Consider the following 15,924-nt stretch of genomic DNA (forward strand, 5'->3'; position numbering starts at 1 on the left):
GACATGTATCCCATGCCTCCGAAGTTGGGATACAATGCGGGATACACGCTCGCCGCTCCAAGATCGGATTTCGACCCAGGCGTCGCGCTCGCGTCGGCCCCTAGCCGATGAAAGAGAGCACGTGATCCGTCACTTCACGCGGTGCGTCTTCAGGGCTGTAATGGCCGGCCCCCGGCAGGCGCTGAATTCTACCGTTCGGAAACACCGCCTTGAACAGTGGAAGAAAGTGCTTTGCATTCAGCGTCCGGTCTTCTTCCCCCCAGATCGCGAGTGCTGGTTTCGCACTGATCGCCAGTCGGGCCGCCGCGTCCGGTACTTCAAACTTATGCGCCCCGGTCGCAAACCCCTTGGCCCATCCAATCGCGCCGGCAGCTTCTGCCGGTGTTGGGAATGGCGCCCGATAGGCGTTGAGCCAAACATCCGTGACGATTGAGGCGTCTTCGAAACCGTTTAACTTCATTGTGGACAGGATCGTGTAATCAAGCTGGCCCAGAAGCGGTTCCAGAGTGCCGTCATCTTGCGCTTTCAGGATCCACTGAAACCAGGGGGCTTCGCCAGCATTCGCAACCAGCCGGTCAACGAGATCGGCCTGACCGAACGGCGTTGGTCCGTTGCCGGAGACAATCCGCTTTATCCGGTCCGGATGGCGGATTGCGAAGCCCATACCCGCCGGTCCGCCAAAGTCATGCATCACAAGGGTCACGTCGCGCAGGTCGAGGGCAAGAGCGACCGCCTCCAAATTGTCGATATGATCCTGCAGCCAATAGGTCCGGTCGCCTGGGGTTGCGCTCTTGCCAAAACCCATATGGTCAACCGCGACGACCCGATGATGGCGCGACCACGTGGCGATCTGGTGCCGGAAAAGATAGCTCCAGGTGGGCTCGCCATGCAGCAGAAGCAGAGTCTCGGGCCCCTCGCCGATATCAACGTAGTGGGCGGCGTAACCGGGCGCGTCGGTGTAGCGTGCGGGAAAAGGCCAAGTGCCGCCAAATGTGGCATTGGCCGGTACTGCAGGTGTCGGGTGGGTCATGTTGGGTTCTCCAAAGCTCGTGGATGGTCGAAGGCCCGCGCTGAACGCGCCCGCCACGGTCAATTGCAGCATTGTGCGGCGTGTGACCTGGTTCTTGTAAGCGGAAGGGTCGCGTATACTCATCACTGCCCCCTTCCGGCGCACATAAGGCATTCGCTATCTGCGTTGAGGCTTCCAGAGCTTTGAGCGGCGATACGCCAGCGACCGTGTAACCGGCGCGCGAATGCTTCGGACGCCTGGTCAGCGGCATCTCGTACAGCGCGATCAATATCGCTCGATTCCAAGCCGATGTCGCACAAACGAAAGCGTTCGAGACCTTCCAGTGCCTGTCGCGTCTTACGAGTTGTCAATGCGTGGAAGCCCGCAACGACAGGGCGTTGAAGCAGGCCGAGTTTTACAGGCGTACCAGACTTTTCTGCGACAGGCCCGCGAAAGACGAAATTTGAAAACAGGTCGTTTTGGCCATGCGCTTGGCGGTTATCGGGTCGCGTTTTTGTCATGGTGTCCTCCTTTCAGTTACAAGGAGGAATTTAATTTGGCGCTCGAAGCCCTACCAATTCGAAGGAAGCGCACGAGTGATCTATTTTTTAGATCGCTTAGTGATGGGTCTCAAAAAGTGATGGGTCTCAAAAACCGGTTTCCGCGAGAGCCTCGGTTAGCCAGTCAGCGAATAGCGACATTGCTCGGGTGAAAGGTCGTCCTTCAGCGCTTACCAGCCAATAGCCGAGGTCTTCGTCTACTGTCTCGGGTTCAGCGAGCCAAGTGAGGCGACCTTCACGCACGAGTGTTTCAACGAGTAACTGACGACCGATTGCCACCCCTCCGCCATCGATTGCGGCCTGGATCACCACATTGTAGTCGTTGAGCGGCATCCGTTTCACGCCCGCAATATCAATTCCCCGCGACTCCGCCCAAGACTGCCATTCCTGCTCCTTGCGGCTCATGAGAAGTTGTTCGTCAGACAGGTCCGTGAGCGTGAAGGTTTGCTCGGAATGTGCAACGGGGGCAATCTTTTCGACATGCAGCAGCCGGGCATCCACGCCCTTCCAAGGGCCGGTTCCAAACCTCACGCCCAGATCAGCCTCGTCGCGCGCAAAGCTGACAATCTCGAGTGTCGGGTCCAGTTCAATGTCAATCCCTGGATGCACATCCGAAAATGAGGCAAGACGCGACATGAGCCACATTGAACAGAAGGACGGCAGCGCCGTGACGCGAAGCGTCTCCCGCCCAGCTTCGGCCCGAAGTTCTGCGGTCGCATCCGCGATCGTACGGAATGCGGCATTGATTTCTACGAGATAACGCTCCCCTTTAGGAGTTAACGAGATGCTGCGGGCATGCCGTGCGAAAAGCGGCGTTCCGAGTATCGTTTCAAGCTGCCGAATGTGATGGCTGACCGTACTTTGCGATATCAGCAATTCATCCGCGGCCTTTCGAAAACTCAAGAGCCTCGCAACGGCTGAAAAAGCACGAAGCGATAGAAGCGGAGGAAGGTTCGGGCTTGAGCGCAAACAGTTTGCCTCGCATATCTCGGGGAGAGTACCACAAAGCAGTACAGCGCGTTATGGTCAAGTCCGCAAGCCCATGCGGTACTTAGCTGCCATCGCCTACGGCCCATTGCCGACATCCAGCGGCAGGTCGCAATGCTGCGGCCGCAGCCCGCATTGCCGCCATTCGCCGCAGGAGCAAAGCCGAACGCAACTCGAAATCACGGTCTGCCTAACAAAGCGGAAGTGGCTGCACATTACCGCGAGGTTCGCTTGAAAGCCATTGCGGCCATCTAAATGACTCCAAGCCCATTCTGGCTTGAAGCGAACAACCCCGATCGTAAAGGTCCCACCTTCTTCGATGTATCGCTCACACCCTCAGCCCATTTAGCGGCGGTGTCGCCCCTAAATACCCAACTTTACTGTTCCTGACTCTTTTGACGAGCCTCCAATGCCATCTCGTCGAGAATACCGAAAGCCACTGGATAAAAATTCTCGAATAATTCGATCACCGCTGCTTCCTCCTCGGGATGATGTATTCCCTCGGCATCAGTAAGCCGCCCCATTCGAAACACGATCTCGGTGCCTTCAGCTACAGGGACTAACTCATAGGTCTCCAAATTAGTGAGACCCTCAATAGACGAATTGTGTAGAATATCCGTCACATAATCGAATGGATGCCAGTCGACGATCAGCATCTGAAAGTGAGCGGCTTCATGAATGCAGTGCAAACGAACGCCGGCCGAAGTGCGCGATGCATCCCCTTCCCGATAGGCGTCTTTCAACATCATCCAGCGCAACTTGAGCCGCGGATCTGTGAGCATTTCCCAAACCACTACCGGTGGCGCGTTTAGTGTGTGCCGGGTTGTGAACACGGCATCCTCGTCGGTAATGCGGACGGGTCCGGCGACTTCCCGGTATCGTTGCCAGGCCGCAGCAAGGTCGTAGACCCGCATCGGCACATCGCCAAAGTGCTCGAATTGAGCGCTATACTGCATGAGGTCAGATTCAATGCCCATTGCCCGGAACGCGTCTTCCGAGAACAGTGCGTAGCTGAGGATACCAGTATCCTCCTTCACATCGGTCTTCGCCATACGATGCACGAGTATGACGTCAGCACCGGAAATATCCTTCATCGGTCCGATCGACAGTTCTTCAAATTTTCCGTGATGCGCAAGGATCTTTAGATCGAGATCGGCTACGTTGCGACACGCGTTGCAGGGGCAAGTCGTGTTTTGCACAATGTTCCGACGGCGTTCGGCGAACGCCCGATAAAGGCTTTCACAAATATTGAGGAAAGTTTCGCCAGAAGGGAATGGCCCACTCGAATACGCGAAAACGGCGTCACCCTCGAGGCCCCGCAACTTCATTGGGTCCTTCAATTCCATCACAATTGCCTCCAGCAAAGAATGGATGATCGGGTTGGCGTGTTCCAACTCTGACCGGGTCAAGTATCCAGTGTAACCGGTGATATCGGCGATGAGCAGATAGCCTGACTGAATAGACATAGTCACAAAGATCCCAATTTCGTGCGTCAATACATATGGTAGACAACGAATTTGTTCCGAGCAACGTAGCTCAGGAACAGGAACTGAATGCCCGGAAATGGCGCCACATCGGCATTAGTTGTTGATGTTTTATCATCTTCTTCTGGCTCGCACCTGCCGTCCGAGACGGCGCAGCATCTGGGTCATCGCTGATGAAAGGGCAATCAATAGTGGCCCATATTTGTCAGTGAACGCGCCAATAGATTTTTGCAAGTGCAGCCCTCTATTCGGACATTCGCCGCCGGTGCGAGATTTTGCAGCTGATGAACTCACACATCGCGCAACAAACCTGCCCTTTAACTCAACCGCAACAACTATCGCCCATCTGAATTGGCGGGCACGGAACGGTGGCATAGGAGCAGTATACGCAGCAGTCGCCCTCGAGTGGCTTCAATATTGTCTCGCACGCGTTGCACTTATAGAACCACTGGCAGGCGTTTGTCGGCATTTCCTCTGTCTCGGCATGTCCGCATTTGGGACACGTCAATGTGCTTTCAAGCACCACGGTTTGTTTTGTCATAGTCTCACATCTGCATAATCAGATAATCGTTGATCCGAGCCTCATTGAACACGATGACCCATGCTAGCCCGATCATAGCTGTGCTTCCGGCAAGCCACCATTTCAGCCGCCCAATTGATCCGCGTCGATGCGATACCGACCAAGACAACGCGACCAGCGCAGTCGATATTGTCAGTACATAAAAACTTGCTGCCGCAATTTTCCCGAATATTGCCAGCCAACTGCCACCCAACCCGAGCAACATCATGGCCATGGGTAGAACACAGCAGGTCGCCACGCCAAGCGCTGAAACCGATCCTAAATAACTGAGGCCAAGGTATTTCTGCATCCTTTTTCTCCACTGGTCTTCACGGCATGGCTTTGCAGTGATGACCCAAGCGGTGTATAAATTCTGTAGCCACTACAGGATCAAGCAGGACAATTTCATATGATTGCGATTGGAGAGGCTTCCCGGCAAAGTGGAGTCGGCATTGAAACCATCCGCTATTATGAACGCGAAGGAGTTGTGCCAAAACCCGAGCGCGCCTCCAACAATCGCCGTCTCTACTCACAACGTGATGTTGGAAGGTTGCGTTTTTTGAGAAAGTGCCGGGATTTAGGATTCCCACTTGCAGACGCGAAGACGCTGCTCGACCTGTCAGAAGGCAGCAGTGCAGACTGCCAAACCGTGAAGGAGATGGCAGAGCGTCATGTCTCCAATGTGCGCCGTAAAATCAAGGAGTTGGCAGTTCTGGAAGCGGCGTTGAATGAACTTACTGCTAACTGCGATAGCGGAAACATATCCTGCCCAATGCTCTCTCAACTGAGGACAACAGATAGCCTCAAAGGCCTCGGTTCCGACTTGCGGCGATGCGGCGCCCGAGGTTGAACACCAGAGACGAACATCAACCCGAACTCCTGTGATAACCTGACGGCACCAGCAAAAACTCGGGTGTAAACAATGTCGGATATTGATACTGTAAAAGCACTCGACGCGGCAATCATCGCAGGGATCAATGCAAAGGACGCAAGTCGGGCGACGGCACCCTATGCTGAAGATGGTGCGGCCATGCCGCCGGGAGCGCCGATCATGACGGGTCACGCAGCCATTCGGCAGTATTGGCAGGCAGCCATTGATGGTGGCCTGAGCGATGTTGTGGCCAATCTGACCGACGCCCATGTCGGCGGAGATTGCGCCGTTACCACTGGAACCCTGACGGGTTCTATGGGAGGGCAGGAACTTACAGGAAAGTATGTTCTGTACTTCCGAAAAGGCGACGACGGTTGGAAGGTTCAGCGCGACATCTGGAACTTCGACGCCTGAAGTTTGGGGAATGGTCCAACGGTCAAATCCGCTGTTTCGTGCCGTAATCCACTTCGTGGGCCAGACAGACCTGTCGCCCGACTTCAAGCCGCACGGTGCTATTTGGACTGGCTGAGTTGCTTATTCATATCCGCAAAAGACACCGCCCAGAATTCCGCCAAAAACGCGGAACATTCCTGCTCGGAAATTTCCGAACGCATGCCATCTGCATCCGTTGCCATACCCATTGTGTAGCGCAGTTCGGTGCCTGTATCTGTTTCTGTCAGATGATAAGTCTCGGGAAAGCTGATATCGGGGCGCGCAGGGTCCAGGATGCGGGTCGAGAAGTACTCAAAGGGTTCCCAATCCGTGACCCGATAAAAGAACTGGGCCATTGCATGCGCGCAATGATAGCCTGACCCCGGGCCAAGACGTCCCAAAGGGTTCTCCATCTTGATGTCGCTGACACTGTTCATCCATTTCAGCTTGTGTTCAGGAACGACGAGGGCCTCCCACACGAGGCACATGGGCGCATCGAAATGGTAGCGCAGGGTCCACACGCCTTCTTCTTCTTCGAGAAAATCGCGCGGGCGATCAGCGCGCATCTTTTCCCATGATTTGGCCAGATTGTAGACCTTCATTCCGACTTCACCAAAATGTTCTATTTCCTGGGAAAACGGCTCCATTATATCGCTGATATCCATGGCTTCTTCCGCCGCTTCGCTAAACAAGGCGTAGCTGTGAATGCCGGTGCGCTCGGCAACTTCCGTCTTGGTCAATCGGTGAACAAGAATGACATCAGCGCCAGAGATGTCTTTGGTTGGCCCCAGTTGAATTTCATCGAACTGACCGTGATGGGCGATGATCTTGAGGTCCAGACCGCCGACATTGGCGCATGCCCGGCACGGACATGTCGTGTTGGCGATTATATCCTGCCGTCTGAGGGTGAACGCGTTGTAGAGATTTTCGCAAATGGTCAGAAATGTCTCTCCTGACGGGAAATCCTGTCGTGTCGAATAGGCCAGAACGGCATCGCCTTCGGTTTTCCAGAAGTGCAGCGGGTCTCCGACCTGCTCAAGCAGAACGCTCAGAAGGGATTGCAGAATGGGATTGGCATGATCCATTTCCGAAGATGTCAGAAACTGAGTGTAGCCGGTAATGTCGGCAATCAGCAGGTAACCTGTGTGCGTTGTCATTTGGCAGTCCCCCGGTCCAAAGATCGCGTGCGCTCACCATAGATGAAAACATACTTAAACAACAAAAACGGTCGGTTGCGCGAAGTGGTTCCGATCTTCAGCCGCTGTCATCGAACCCTTGGCGTTCACAGCCGAAATTGGAGCGGAGGCATTAACGTTTTACCCAAAGCTACTGAAGTTTCCCATTCGCCTGCCGTGGGCTATGCTGCATCCATGTCGAACGCCTCTGAACGACGGCTGACCGCTATTCTGGCTGCGGATGTGGCAAACTATTCCAAACTCATGGGGGAGGATGAAGCTGCCACATTGACCGCGCTGCGCCGTTTTCGGAACGACATTCTTACTCCGGCAATTGGTGCGCATCGCGGCAGGGTGATAAAAAGCATGGGGGACGGCTGGCTGGTTGAATTTCCCAGCGTGGTCAATGGTATCGAGTGCGCGATGGCTGTCCAAAACGCACTGACCGATGATCCGCGGATCACCTTGAGAATGGGATTGCACAGCGGCGATGTGAGTTTTGCCGATGAAGACGTCTATGGCGACGGCGTCAACGTGGCCGCTCGCCTTCAGAATCTGGCTGAGCCAGGTTCACTGGTGATTTCAGAGACCGCGCGGCGCAGCCTTGATGCCAGGCTTTCGGATCACTTCACCTGTCTGGGTTCCCAGAAACTCAAAAACATCGCAGAGCCTTTGGTCGCCTATGGTTGGGGAATGTCCGCATCAGCCATCCAGAGCTACCTTTTTTGCGGTGCCGGAACGGCCTTCGATTGCGGTTCTGGCCTTTGACAATTTATCCGACGACGCGGATCAGACCTTTTTTGCCGAAGGTATCGCCGAAGAGGTCATTTCCGCGCTGTCCCGGTTTCACTGGTTCTTCGTGATCTCTCGAAATACCAGCTTTTCCTACCAGGGCCGCGCCATCGGGACAGAGCAAATCGCCCGCGATCTGGGCGTGCAGTACGTACTTGAGGGCAGCGTTCGAAGGGTCGGCAACAGGGTACGCGTCTCGGTGCAACTGATCGACGCGATTGCAAACTACAATGTCTGGACCGATCGATTTGACGGCGTGATTGAAGACATCTTCGATCTGCAGGACGAGATCACGCAGAAAATTGTGGGCGCTGTTGCACCTGAATACCTGACTGCTGAAATGCAACGCGCAAGGCGCAAGGTGATCCCCCGGATGGATGCCTGGGAATTGTCCGCGCGCGCCCATTGGCATATCTCGCAGTTCACTAAAGCAGACGTAGCCGAAGCCCAGAACCTGCTCATGAAAGCCGTCGAGTTGGACCCGCAAAGCTCATTCGGGCTGGCGGATTTGTCATTTACGCATCTGATGCAATGCGTGAACGGCTGGAGTGTTGATCCTGACGCTTCCAAGGCCGAGGCGGTGAGGCTGGCGCAGCGGGCGGTTTCGATGAACGACCGCGACGCGTATGCCATGGCCCTACTTGGTGCGGCAGATTTGTTTTCAGGCCATCATCAGGACGCCGTAAGAAAGTTGCGGGAGGCCACTGACCTCAACCCCAACGACCCCCATGCCTATGCTTTGCTTGCCAGAGCTCAGGTGTATCTGGGCGACGGCAAGGAAGCGCTCGATAATATCATGGCCGCGATCAGGCTCAGCCCGCGCGATCCTTTGATGGCTTTGTGGTACTCCATTCGCTCACTCTGCGGGTTTGTGGCAGGCCGGCACGAAGAAGCCATCGCGTGGGCCGAGGCGTCAATCCGGGCCCAGCCGAACCGCGGCAGCTCTTATCTTGATCTTGCCGTGAACAATGCCCTTTGCGGCAAGCTGGATGAGGCGCGGCAGGCTGTTCTTGACCTAAAGCGTCTGGACCCCGGCGCCTCGCTCCAGCTGGCAGAACGCACACATCCTTTCGCGCGACCGGAGGATCACGAGTTCTATCAACAGGGTTTGCGCGCAGCGGGTTTGAACCGGTGAACACGGCCCAATCCTGCCGATCCCATGGTTATCGCCGGGCTGCGGTGCGCAGCAGAAGGAACGACCCGGCCCGCCGTCAGGCGATTTCCAATGGCCTCACGGGACCCGGGTGAATGGCGGCTCTATCAACATCAATCCAAAGGCACATGCAGACGGGCCGAAACAGCCTTGTTTTGGTCCCGCATTTCAATTCAACTGAAAACAGTGACTTACCGACGTGCCGGTCTCGTCAGATGGAGAGCGCAGAATGAACCAATCCGACGATCACCCTGTGTCAAAGCCGGTTGGACCAAACCGGGCGCTGGACCGGATCGTCGATGCCATAAACACAATCCCGGAAGGCTTTGCCCTTTATGATTCCGATGATCGTTTGGTTCTGGCGAACGAGACGTATCGGAAGATGCTGTATCCGGGGCACGAAGATCTGGTGAAACCGGGGATGACGTTCGAACAGGTCGTTCGCAAAGCGCTGTCGCTGAACGTGATTGCAGATGCGATCGGACGAGAAGAAGAATGGTTGGCGCAACGGCTGAAACGCCACGAAAACCCCCACGGCACCCAGATGCAAAGCCGGACATCCGGCGGGTGGATCAAGATCAGCGAGCGCAAGACCGGTGACAACGGAACCGTTGCGATCTACAGCGATGTCACCGAACTGAAGAAGGTCGAAGCCCGCAACGCCGAGCTTGCCCAGATCCCCGAGGAAAACCCCAATCCGGTGATGTGTATCAGCAGTGACGGAAAGCTGCTCTTTGCGAATAAGGCCAGCGATCCCATGCTTGATGCCCTGGGTCTGAAAGTCGGGGCGGATGTCACCGAGGACTGGCTGGCCCGTGTCAGGAAGGGATTGCAGGAAGACAAGCGGCAGGACTTTGAATGTCACGCCGATGGCATGGTCTACGCATTACTGCTCTGGCCGGTGCCGGACGCCCGGCACGTCAACCTCTACGGGCGGGACGTCACGCAGCTAAAGCAGGCGGAAATGCGGATGCGCGAATTGGCGCGTATTCCCGAAGAGAATCCCAACCCGGTTTTGCGCATCACCGGTCAGGGCAAACTTGTCTATGCCAACAGGGCAAGCGCGCCCTTGATCAAAGCGCTGCAGCTGAAGGTCGGCGACCGTGTGGGAACAGGTTGGCGCAAACGTGTCGCCAAGGGTTTGCGCGAAGATCAACGGCAGGATTTCGAATATGAGGCCGGTGGTCTGATCTATGCCCTGTTGCTGTGGCCGGTTCCGGAAGGCGGTTACGCGAATATCTACGGCCGCGATATTACCACCCAGAAGCAAGTTGAAAGCGAACTGCGCGTAGCGAAGGATATCGCAGAAACCGCCAACAAAACCAAAAGCACGTTCCTCGCCAACATGAGTCACGAGCTGCGCACGCCGCTGAATGCGATCATTGGATACAGCGAACTGATGCTCGAGGAATCCATCGACCAGAATGACGAGGCTAACCTGAGCGATCTCAGGAAAATTCAATCTGCCGGGAAACACCTGCTTGCGCTGATCAATGACATTCTGGACCTGTCCAAGATCGAAGCCGGCAAGATGGAATTCAATCTGGAACCTTTCGACGTTTTTCAGATGATCAACGACGTCGGAACGACGGTGCGACCGCTGGCGGAAAAGAACAGCAACACGCTTGAGATTGTGTGTGCCGAGAACATCGGGGATATGGTCTGCGATCTGACCAAGGTGAGGCAGGCACTGCTCAACCTGTTGTCCAACGCCTGCAAGTTCACTGAAAACGCGACAATCACGCTGTCCGTTCTGCGATCCAAGGAACAGGATCAGCTTGAATTTTCGGTCGCCGATCAGGGCATCGGCATGTCGCCCGGGCAAGTCGACAGGGTGTTCGACGCATTCACTCAGGCGGATTCCTCTACCACCCGCAACTATGGGGGTACCGGTCTGGGGCTGTCGATCACCAAGGTCTTCTGCGAACAGCTGGGCGGCAGCATTCACTGCGCCAGCACGCTCGGCCAGGGGTCAACCTTCACCATTCGTCTTCCGAGTATCTGCAGAGATCCGTCCACAGACCTGCTGCGGGGAAAAGGGTATTCGGAGGACGATCAAGGTGGCGATTCAGACGCGCCATTGGTTCTGCTGGTCGATGACGACCCGACGGTACATGACCTTTTGGGACGGCGGCTGCGCAGGGAAGGTTACCGCGTTCTTGCCTCGACCAAGGGTGGCGAAGCCTTGGAATTGGCGCGCAAATTCAGGCCTGACGCCATCACGCTGGACGTGTTCATGCCCGAGATCGACGGCTGGGCGGTGTTGTCCAAGCTGAAAGACGACCCTGATCTGACAGACATCCCGGTGATCATGCTGACATTCGCAGAGGACCGCACGCGCGGGTTGTCGCTGGGTGCCAGCGAGTATCTGGGCAAGCCCATCGACACGGTCGCACTGCTGAACGCGCTGAAAGAGCATTGTCCGCCCCGGCCGGCACCCCGCGCCCTTGTCGTGGAAGACGAGGCTGCAACCCGCGAAATGATCTGCCGGGTTCTGGGCAAGGAAGGCTGGCAGATCGAGCAGGCCGTCAACGGGCTGGACGCCCTTCAACATCTTTCTGCATCCGTTCCGGACGTCATTTTGCTGGATTTGATGATGCCCGAGATGGACGGTTTTGAATTTCTGGCGGGGATGAGGAAGAACCCGGACTGGAAGAACATACCCGTCATCGTTGTCACCGCGAAGACCCTGTCAAACGATGACCGCGCGCGGCTGAGCGGTTCGGTCGAGACGCTGATCAGCAAGGACGGGGATGAAATTGAAACCATCCTTAACCAGTTGAACGACATTCTGGTCAAACACCGGCCTGCCCCTGCAAGGGACACATAAGTTGTGAATGACAGCCCCAAAAACGAAGCACAAAACGCACAGGCGGTGTGGCTGGCCAATTTGCGGCAAAACCTCATCTCTCCGGTCAGCGCCATTGTCGGGTTTTGCGAGTTGCTTCAAAGCGAATCCAGGCGGCTGAATCTGGATGAAGTCACTTCGGATCTGGATCGGATTTCTCAGGCGACGACGGAGCTGAGCGCCTTGGTGGATCAGCTTCTGCACCCCGAGATGGCGATTAAGCTGACGGTCAGCGGCGATGAGGGCGTGAAGCGGCTGCGTCACGACCTGCGTACCCCGATGAATGCGATCAAAGGCTACAGCGAGATGATGCTGGAGGATCTGGAGGACCTGAACGCAGAACATCTGCAGCCGGACTTGCTGGGGCTATTGGACCACACCTGCACCTTGCTGCAACGTATCGACACGCTCTCGGTTTTGTCTGGTGATGGCCTCAAAATATCTGACACACCGCGCGAGACGGTCGCGATGTTTGCAAATCTGGTCCAGAGCATGCAGCCCCTGCCTTCAATCGCCGATACATCCGGATCAACCGGCGACATCCTTGTCGTCGATGATGCCGAGGCCAACCGGGACTTGCTGGCCCGCCGGTTAAAGCGGGACGGGCATCGCGTCTGGACTGCCGATGGCGGCTATTCCGCTCTGGACAAGATGTCCCGCCAGCCGTTCGACCTGGTTCTGCTCGATCTGATGATGCCGGATATCAACGGCTTCGACGTGCTGGCCCGTCTGAAACAGGATGACACCCTTCATGATATCCCCGTCATTATGATTTCAGCCCTGGATGAGATCGAAAGCGTTGCGCGCTGCATTGAGGCCGGTGCCGAGGATTACCTGCCCAAACCCTTCAACCCGATCCTGTTGCAAGCCCGGATCAGCGCGGCGCTTGAAAAAAACCGCTGGCGAAAGCGCGAACGCCAGTACCTTGAGATGATGGAAGCGGAAAAGCAGAAGTACAAAGACCTTCTGCTCAGCATTCTGCCGCAACAGATCGTGACGCGCCTTAACGACGGCGAGGCCACAATCGCCGACCGCCACAACGACGTCACCGTGCTCTTTTCCGATATCGTCGGCTTTACCGAGATGTCGGCCAGGCTGGCCCCGGCACAGGTGGTGTCCTACCTGAACCGGATTTTCTCGGGGTTCGACAAAACGGCGACGGAACTTGGCGTTGAAAAGATAAAGACGATTGGCGATGCGTATATGGTTGCCGCCGGGGTGCCGGACGGTCGTGAAGATCATGCCGAGGTGATGGTCGAGATGGCGCTTCGGATGCTCGATCAGGTCGAGGCGCTGAACCTTGAAACAGACCACCCGATGCATATCAGGGTCGGCGTGCATACCGGGCCAGTGGTTGCTGGCATCATCGGATCGCACCGTTTCCTTTACGATGTCTGGGGGGACACCGTTAATTTTGCCAGCCGTCTTGAATCAACCGGTGCGCCGGGCCGGGTGCAGGTGTCCGAGGCCACCGCCAGACAGGTCGAACATCGCTTTGACATCTCTGAACCTGTCGAAACAAGGGTGAAAGGCAAGGGTCGGGTCAGAACCTATTATGTCACCCGACACAAAACGGCCGCGGATTGAGCGGTTCTTCCTCAGGTCGCGGGCAAAAGTTTCCCCATCTTTTCCAGCAAACGGCTCAGCTCGACCGGTTTGGTATCGAAGTCGTCGCAACCTGCTTCCAGCGCCTTTTCCCGATCACTGGCCATCGCGTGCGCGGTCAGGGCCACCACCGGGATCGACGCCGTCCCGGGCGCTGCCTTGATACGCCGTGTCGCTTCCCACCCGTCAATTTCGGGCAGGCTCATATCCATCAAAATGATGTCGGGACTTTCTTCACCAGCCATGGACACGCCTTCCAGCCCGTCCTTCGCGACGACAACATGAAACCCTTTGCGTTCCAACCGGCGCGACAGCATATCGCTGTTCATTTCATTGTCTTCCACCAACAGAACTTTCGTCAAAACTCCCCCTTGCGCTTCCGCGCATTATGAACACCGATTGGCTCAAGAAGCTTCGAAACTTATGCTCGAAAGCCGTGCTCTGCCACCGGATCGTGCGAACCTACTGGTCGGCGCATTCTTTCATCAATTATATACCACGCAATGAGTATTTGGCCGACTTAGGTCGACCCACCCCCTTTTGCCAATGATGAGTATGATCCGTATTATTTTGTTGAGCGGCGGTTCGCTTTGTGAACTGCTGGGAGGTTAAATGACCGCTCAGCGACAAAAAGACCCTCGTATTTGCGCCTGCGGAGAACGTCAGTTTCCCGCTCGATTCTGTTGAAAAACGACGCATTTCTGTCGCAGAACGAGGGGCGGCGAACCAAGCGTGAGTACCTGCGCAGGCTTTTTGTGGTTGCTGCCGTGCAGGAAAGATCTTGGCCACTTTACGGAGGTTCTGAGCGGTGACGGCGAGGAGGAATTCGTCGTTTGCGCCCCAAGGGCCGCGTAATCGGAGGCGACCCAGTATGTCCGTCGCCTGGAGTTTTGGGATAGTAGGCGGCCTGAGCTAGCAGAGGACAGGCCCATCTGTTTGGTCTAAGAAACCGCCAGCACTCACCCTGTTTGCAACACTGGCCAAGTTACTAAGACAATTTTTCTGTTGCGGATACAAACCGGAATACAAGAATTCGAACTTGACCCCATGCCCTCTCCATTTTACATGTATTAACAATATATATCAATGACTTAGCGTGGTATCCTACCACCCCAGACAGCAATCATAGCACATTGAAGTAGATTGCTAAAAATCAGGCTTTCTCAGTGCCTTCCGCATGGCTTTGAGGTACCAAATCACCCCAGGCGATCAACATGCAGAACTTCTGGCGCAATCTCCCAAAACGTCTGGAATCGCCCTCTCATCGTTGGCAGATCGGGCGCTTGTTGCGCGATCCAAGCCTGCGAACATGATTGACGCTTCGGCCATTCCGAACTCAACCCAAACGGCTGAGCGCTCGGATCAACCTTTCAACATCCACCCGCCAATCTCCGAGACACCAGTCTGAAGTCACCCCAAAAACGGCGACAGGCAGCGGCATAAGCCCCAACAAAAAAGGCCCGCCAATAGGCGGGCCAGTTTCCGTGAGTGGTCAGGTCTTAGTCGTACAGGACGGCCGAGATTTTGGGATCGTCGATATTCGAGGCATCGTAGTAGTAGAAGCCGGTGTCGATCAGCGCGGGGACCTCTTCGCCTTTCATGGCCGAAACCGCGGCTTTTACTGTCTCATATCCGATACCAACCGGGTTCTGGGTGATGGCACCTGCCATCAGGCCGCTCTTGATCGCGTCTTTCTGAGCCTTGCCGCTGTCATAGCCAATGATGACCAGGCCTTCGGTGCCCAGTTCCTGTACCCCGTTCACCACGCCGATGGCCGAGCCTTCGTTGGTGCCGAAGATGCCGTTCAGGTCCGGGTTCGCGGTCAGGATCGCTTTGGTCACCTCGGTCGATTTCAGGTGGTCGCCCTGGCCGTACTGAACGGTTACGACCTCGATATCCGGGTACTTTTCGGCGATGCGGTTGACGAACCCGTCGCGGCGGTCGATGCCCGTGCGGCTGGTCTGGTCATGGGCAACCACGGCAACCTTGCCTTTGCCACCGATCTTTTCTGCCATCTTGTCGGCGGCCAATCCGGCTGCGGCAAGATTGTCAGTCGTAGCTGTCGAGACCGGGATGTCGCTGTCCACACCGCTGTCGAAGGCAATGACCGGTATCCCCTTTTCGTCGGCTTGTTTCAGCAACGGGATCGCGGCCTGGCTGTCCAGCGCGGCAAAGCCGATGGCCTTGGGGTTATTGGCCAGGGCGGCGGCCAGCATGTCGATCTGGCGGTCGACCATGGTTTCATTGTCCGGTCCTTCAAAGGTGATGATGACGTTGAACTCGTCCGCGGCCTGTTCCGCGCCCGACTTGACGGCCTGCCAGAACTGATGCTGGAAGCCCTTGGACACCAGCGGGATGTAAATCTCTTCCGCTGCAGCCATCGAGGCCGGGGCGGCCAGGGTCGCGGCACTCAGCGCCCCCAGAATGAAACGACGTGTAAACATGTTCT

The 15,924-nt window shown here is 56.1% G+C and carries 15 protein-coding genes; 6 read left to right on the plus strand and 9 right to left on the minus strand.

Annotated features, from left to right (window positions below):
• Window positions 1-100: 100 nt before the first annotated feature.
• From ACR0EZ_RS10030 to ACR0EZ_RS10055, 6 genes are all read right to left on the minus strand, one after another.
• The gene (locus tag ACR0EZ_RS10030; protein WP_480612607.1) at window positions 101-1,153 is read right to left on the minus strand and encodes an alpha/beta fold hydrolase; all 1,053 of its coding nucleotides are present in this window, start codon (window positions 1,151-1,153) and stop codon (window positions 101-103) included.
• A complete protein-coding gene (locus tag ACR0EZ_RS10035; protein ID WP_480612608.1) occupies window positions 1,153-1,530 on the minus strand; it encodes a hypothetical protein in 378 nt (125 codons plus the stop codon). The genes ACR0EZ_RS10030 and ACR0EZ_RS10035 overlap by 1 nt, the downstream gene beginning before the upstream one ends.
• A gap of 126 nt (window positions 1,531-1,656) precedes the next feature.
• The gene (locus ACR0EZ_RS10040; RefSeq protein WP_480612609.1) at window positions 1,657-2,538 is read right to left on the minus strand and encodes a LysR substrate-binding domain-containing protein; all 882 of its coding nucleotides are present in this window, start codon (window positions 2,536-2,538) and stop codon (window positions 1,657-1,659) included.
• Window positions 2,539-2,933: 395 nt separating this feature from the next.
• Window positions 2,934-4,022 (minus strand): DUF2652 domain-containing protein, encoded by a 1,089-nt coding sequence (locus ACR0EZ_RS10045; RefSeq protein WP_480612610.1) that lies wholly within the window; start codon window positions 4,020-4,022, stop codon window positions 2,934-2,936.
• A gap of 340 nt (window positions 4,023-4,362) precedes the next feature.
• Window positions 4,363-4,581, minus strand: a complete 219-nt coding sequence (locus tag ACR0EZ_RS10050; protein WP_480612611.1) for a GDCCVxC domain-containing (seleno)protein — start codon at window positions 4,579-4,581, stop codon at window positions 4,363-4,365.
• A 4-nt stretch (window positions 4,582-4,585) separates the two neighbouring features.
• Window positions 4,586-4,909, minus strand: coding sequence for a hypothetical protein (locus ACR0EZ_RS10055; protein ID WP_480612612.1), 324 nt, complete (start codon window positions 4,907-4,909; stop codon window positions 4,586-4,588).
• A gap of 99 nt (window positions 4,910-5,008) precedes the next feature.
• Between ACR0EZ_RS10055 and ACR0EZ_RS10060 the strand changes: the two genes are divergently transcribed.
• The gene (locus ACR0EZ_RS10060) at window positions 5,009-5,449 is read left to right on the plus strand and encodes a MerR family transcriptional regulator (protein ID WP_480612613.1); all 441 of its coding nucleotides are present in this window, start codon (window positions 5,009-5,011) and stop codon (window positions 5,447-5,449) included.
• 72 nt (window positions 5,450-5,521) lie between these two features.
• Window positions 5,522-5,884 carry a YybH family protein gene (locus ACR0EZ_RS10065; RefSeq protein WP_480612614.1) on the plus strand — a complete coding sequence of 121 codons (363 nt, stop codon included), beginning with the start codon at window positions 5,522-5,524 and terminating at the stop codon, window positions 5,882-5,884.
• Window positions 5,885-5,982: 98 nt separating this feature from the next.
• Here the strand turns inward: ACR0EZ_RS10065 and ACR0EZ_RS10070 are convergent, their stop codons facing one another.
• On the minus strand, window positions 5,983-7,059 hold the full coding sequence (locus ACR0EZ_RS10070) for a DUF2652 domain-containing protein (protein ID WP_480612615.1): 1,077 nt from the start codon (window positions 7,057-7,059) through the stop codon (window positions 5,983-5,985).
• Window positions 7,060-7,272: 213 nt separating this feature from the next.
• Here ACR0EZ_RS10070 and ACR0EZ_RS10075 point away from each other — a divergent pair, with 213 nt between their 5' ends.
• The 4 genes from ACR0EZ_RS10075 (at window position 7,273) to ACR0EZ_RS10090 (ending at window position 13,457) form a co-directional block, all read left to right on the plus strand.
• On the plus strand, window positions 7,273-7,845 hold the full coding sequence (locus ACR0EZ_RS10075; RefSeq protein ID WP_480612616.1) for an adenylate/guanylate cyclase domain-containing protein: 573 nt from the start codon (window positions 7,273-7,275) through the stop codon (window positions 7,843-7,845).
• Window positions 7,808-9,004: a tetratricopeptide repeat protein gene (locus ACR0EZ_RS10080; RefSeq protein WP_480612617.1), complete on the plus strand. Its 1,197-nt coding sequence runs from the start codon at window positions 7,808-7,810 to the stop codon at window positions 9,002-9,004. Before ACR0EZ_RS10075 ends, ACR0EZ_RS10080 begins: the two co-directional genes overlap by 38 nt.
• A 247-nt stretch (window positions 9,005-9,251) precedes the next feature.
• On the plus strand, window positions 9,252-11,852 hold the full coding sequence (locus ACR0EZ_RS10085) for a response regulator (protein WP_480612618.1): 2,601 nt from the start codon (window positions 9,252-9,254) through the stop codon (window positions 11,850-11,852).
• A gap of 3 nt (window positions 11,853-11,855) precedes the next feature.
• Window positions 11,856-13,457 (plus strand): adenylate/guanylate cyclase domain-containing protein, encoded by a 1,602-nt coding sequence (locus ACR0EZ_RS10090; protein WP_480612619.1) that lies wholly within the window; start codon window positions 11,856-11,858, stop codon window positions 13,455-13,457.
• 11 nt (window positions 13,458-13,468) lie between these two features.
• Here ACR0EZ_RS10090 and ACR0EZ_RS10095 read toward each other — a convergent pair whose 3' ends face one another.
• Together ACR0EZ_RS10095 and ACR0EZ_RS10100 are read right to left on the minus strand one after the other, a co-directional pair.
• On the minus strand, window positions 13,469-13,837 hold the full coding sequence (locus ACR0EZ_RS10095) for a response regulator (RefSeq protein ID WP_480612620.1): 369 nt from the start codon (window positions 13,835-13,837) through the stop codon (window positions 13,469-13,471).
• A 1,137-nt stretch (window positions 13,838-14,974) separates the two neighbouring features.
• On the minus strand, window positions 14,975-15,919 hold the full coding sequence (locus tag ACR0EZ_RS10100) for a substrate-binding domain-containing protein (protein ID WP_480612621.1): 945 nt from the start codon (window positions 15,917-15,919) through the stop codon (window positions 14,975-14,977).
• Between the last annotated feature and the right edge of the window lie 5 nt (window positions 15,920-15,924).

The organism is Ruegeria sp. AK4, assembly GCF_056541025.1.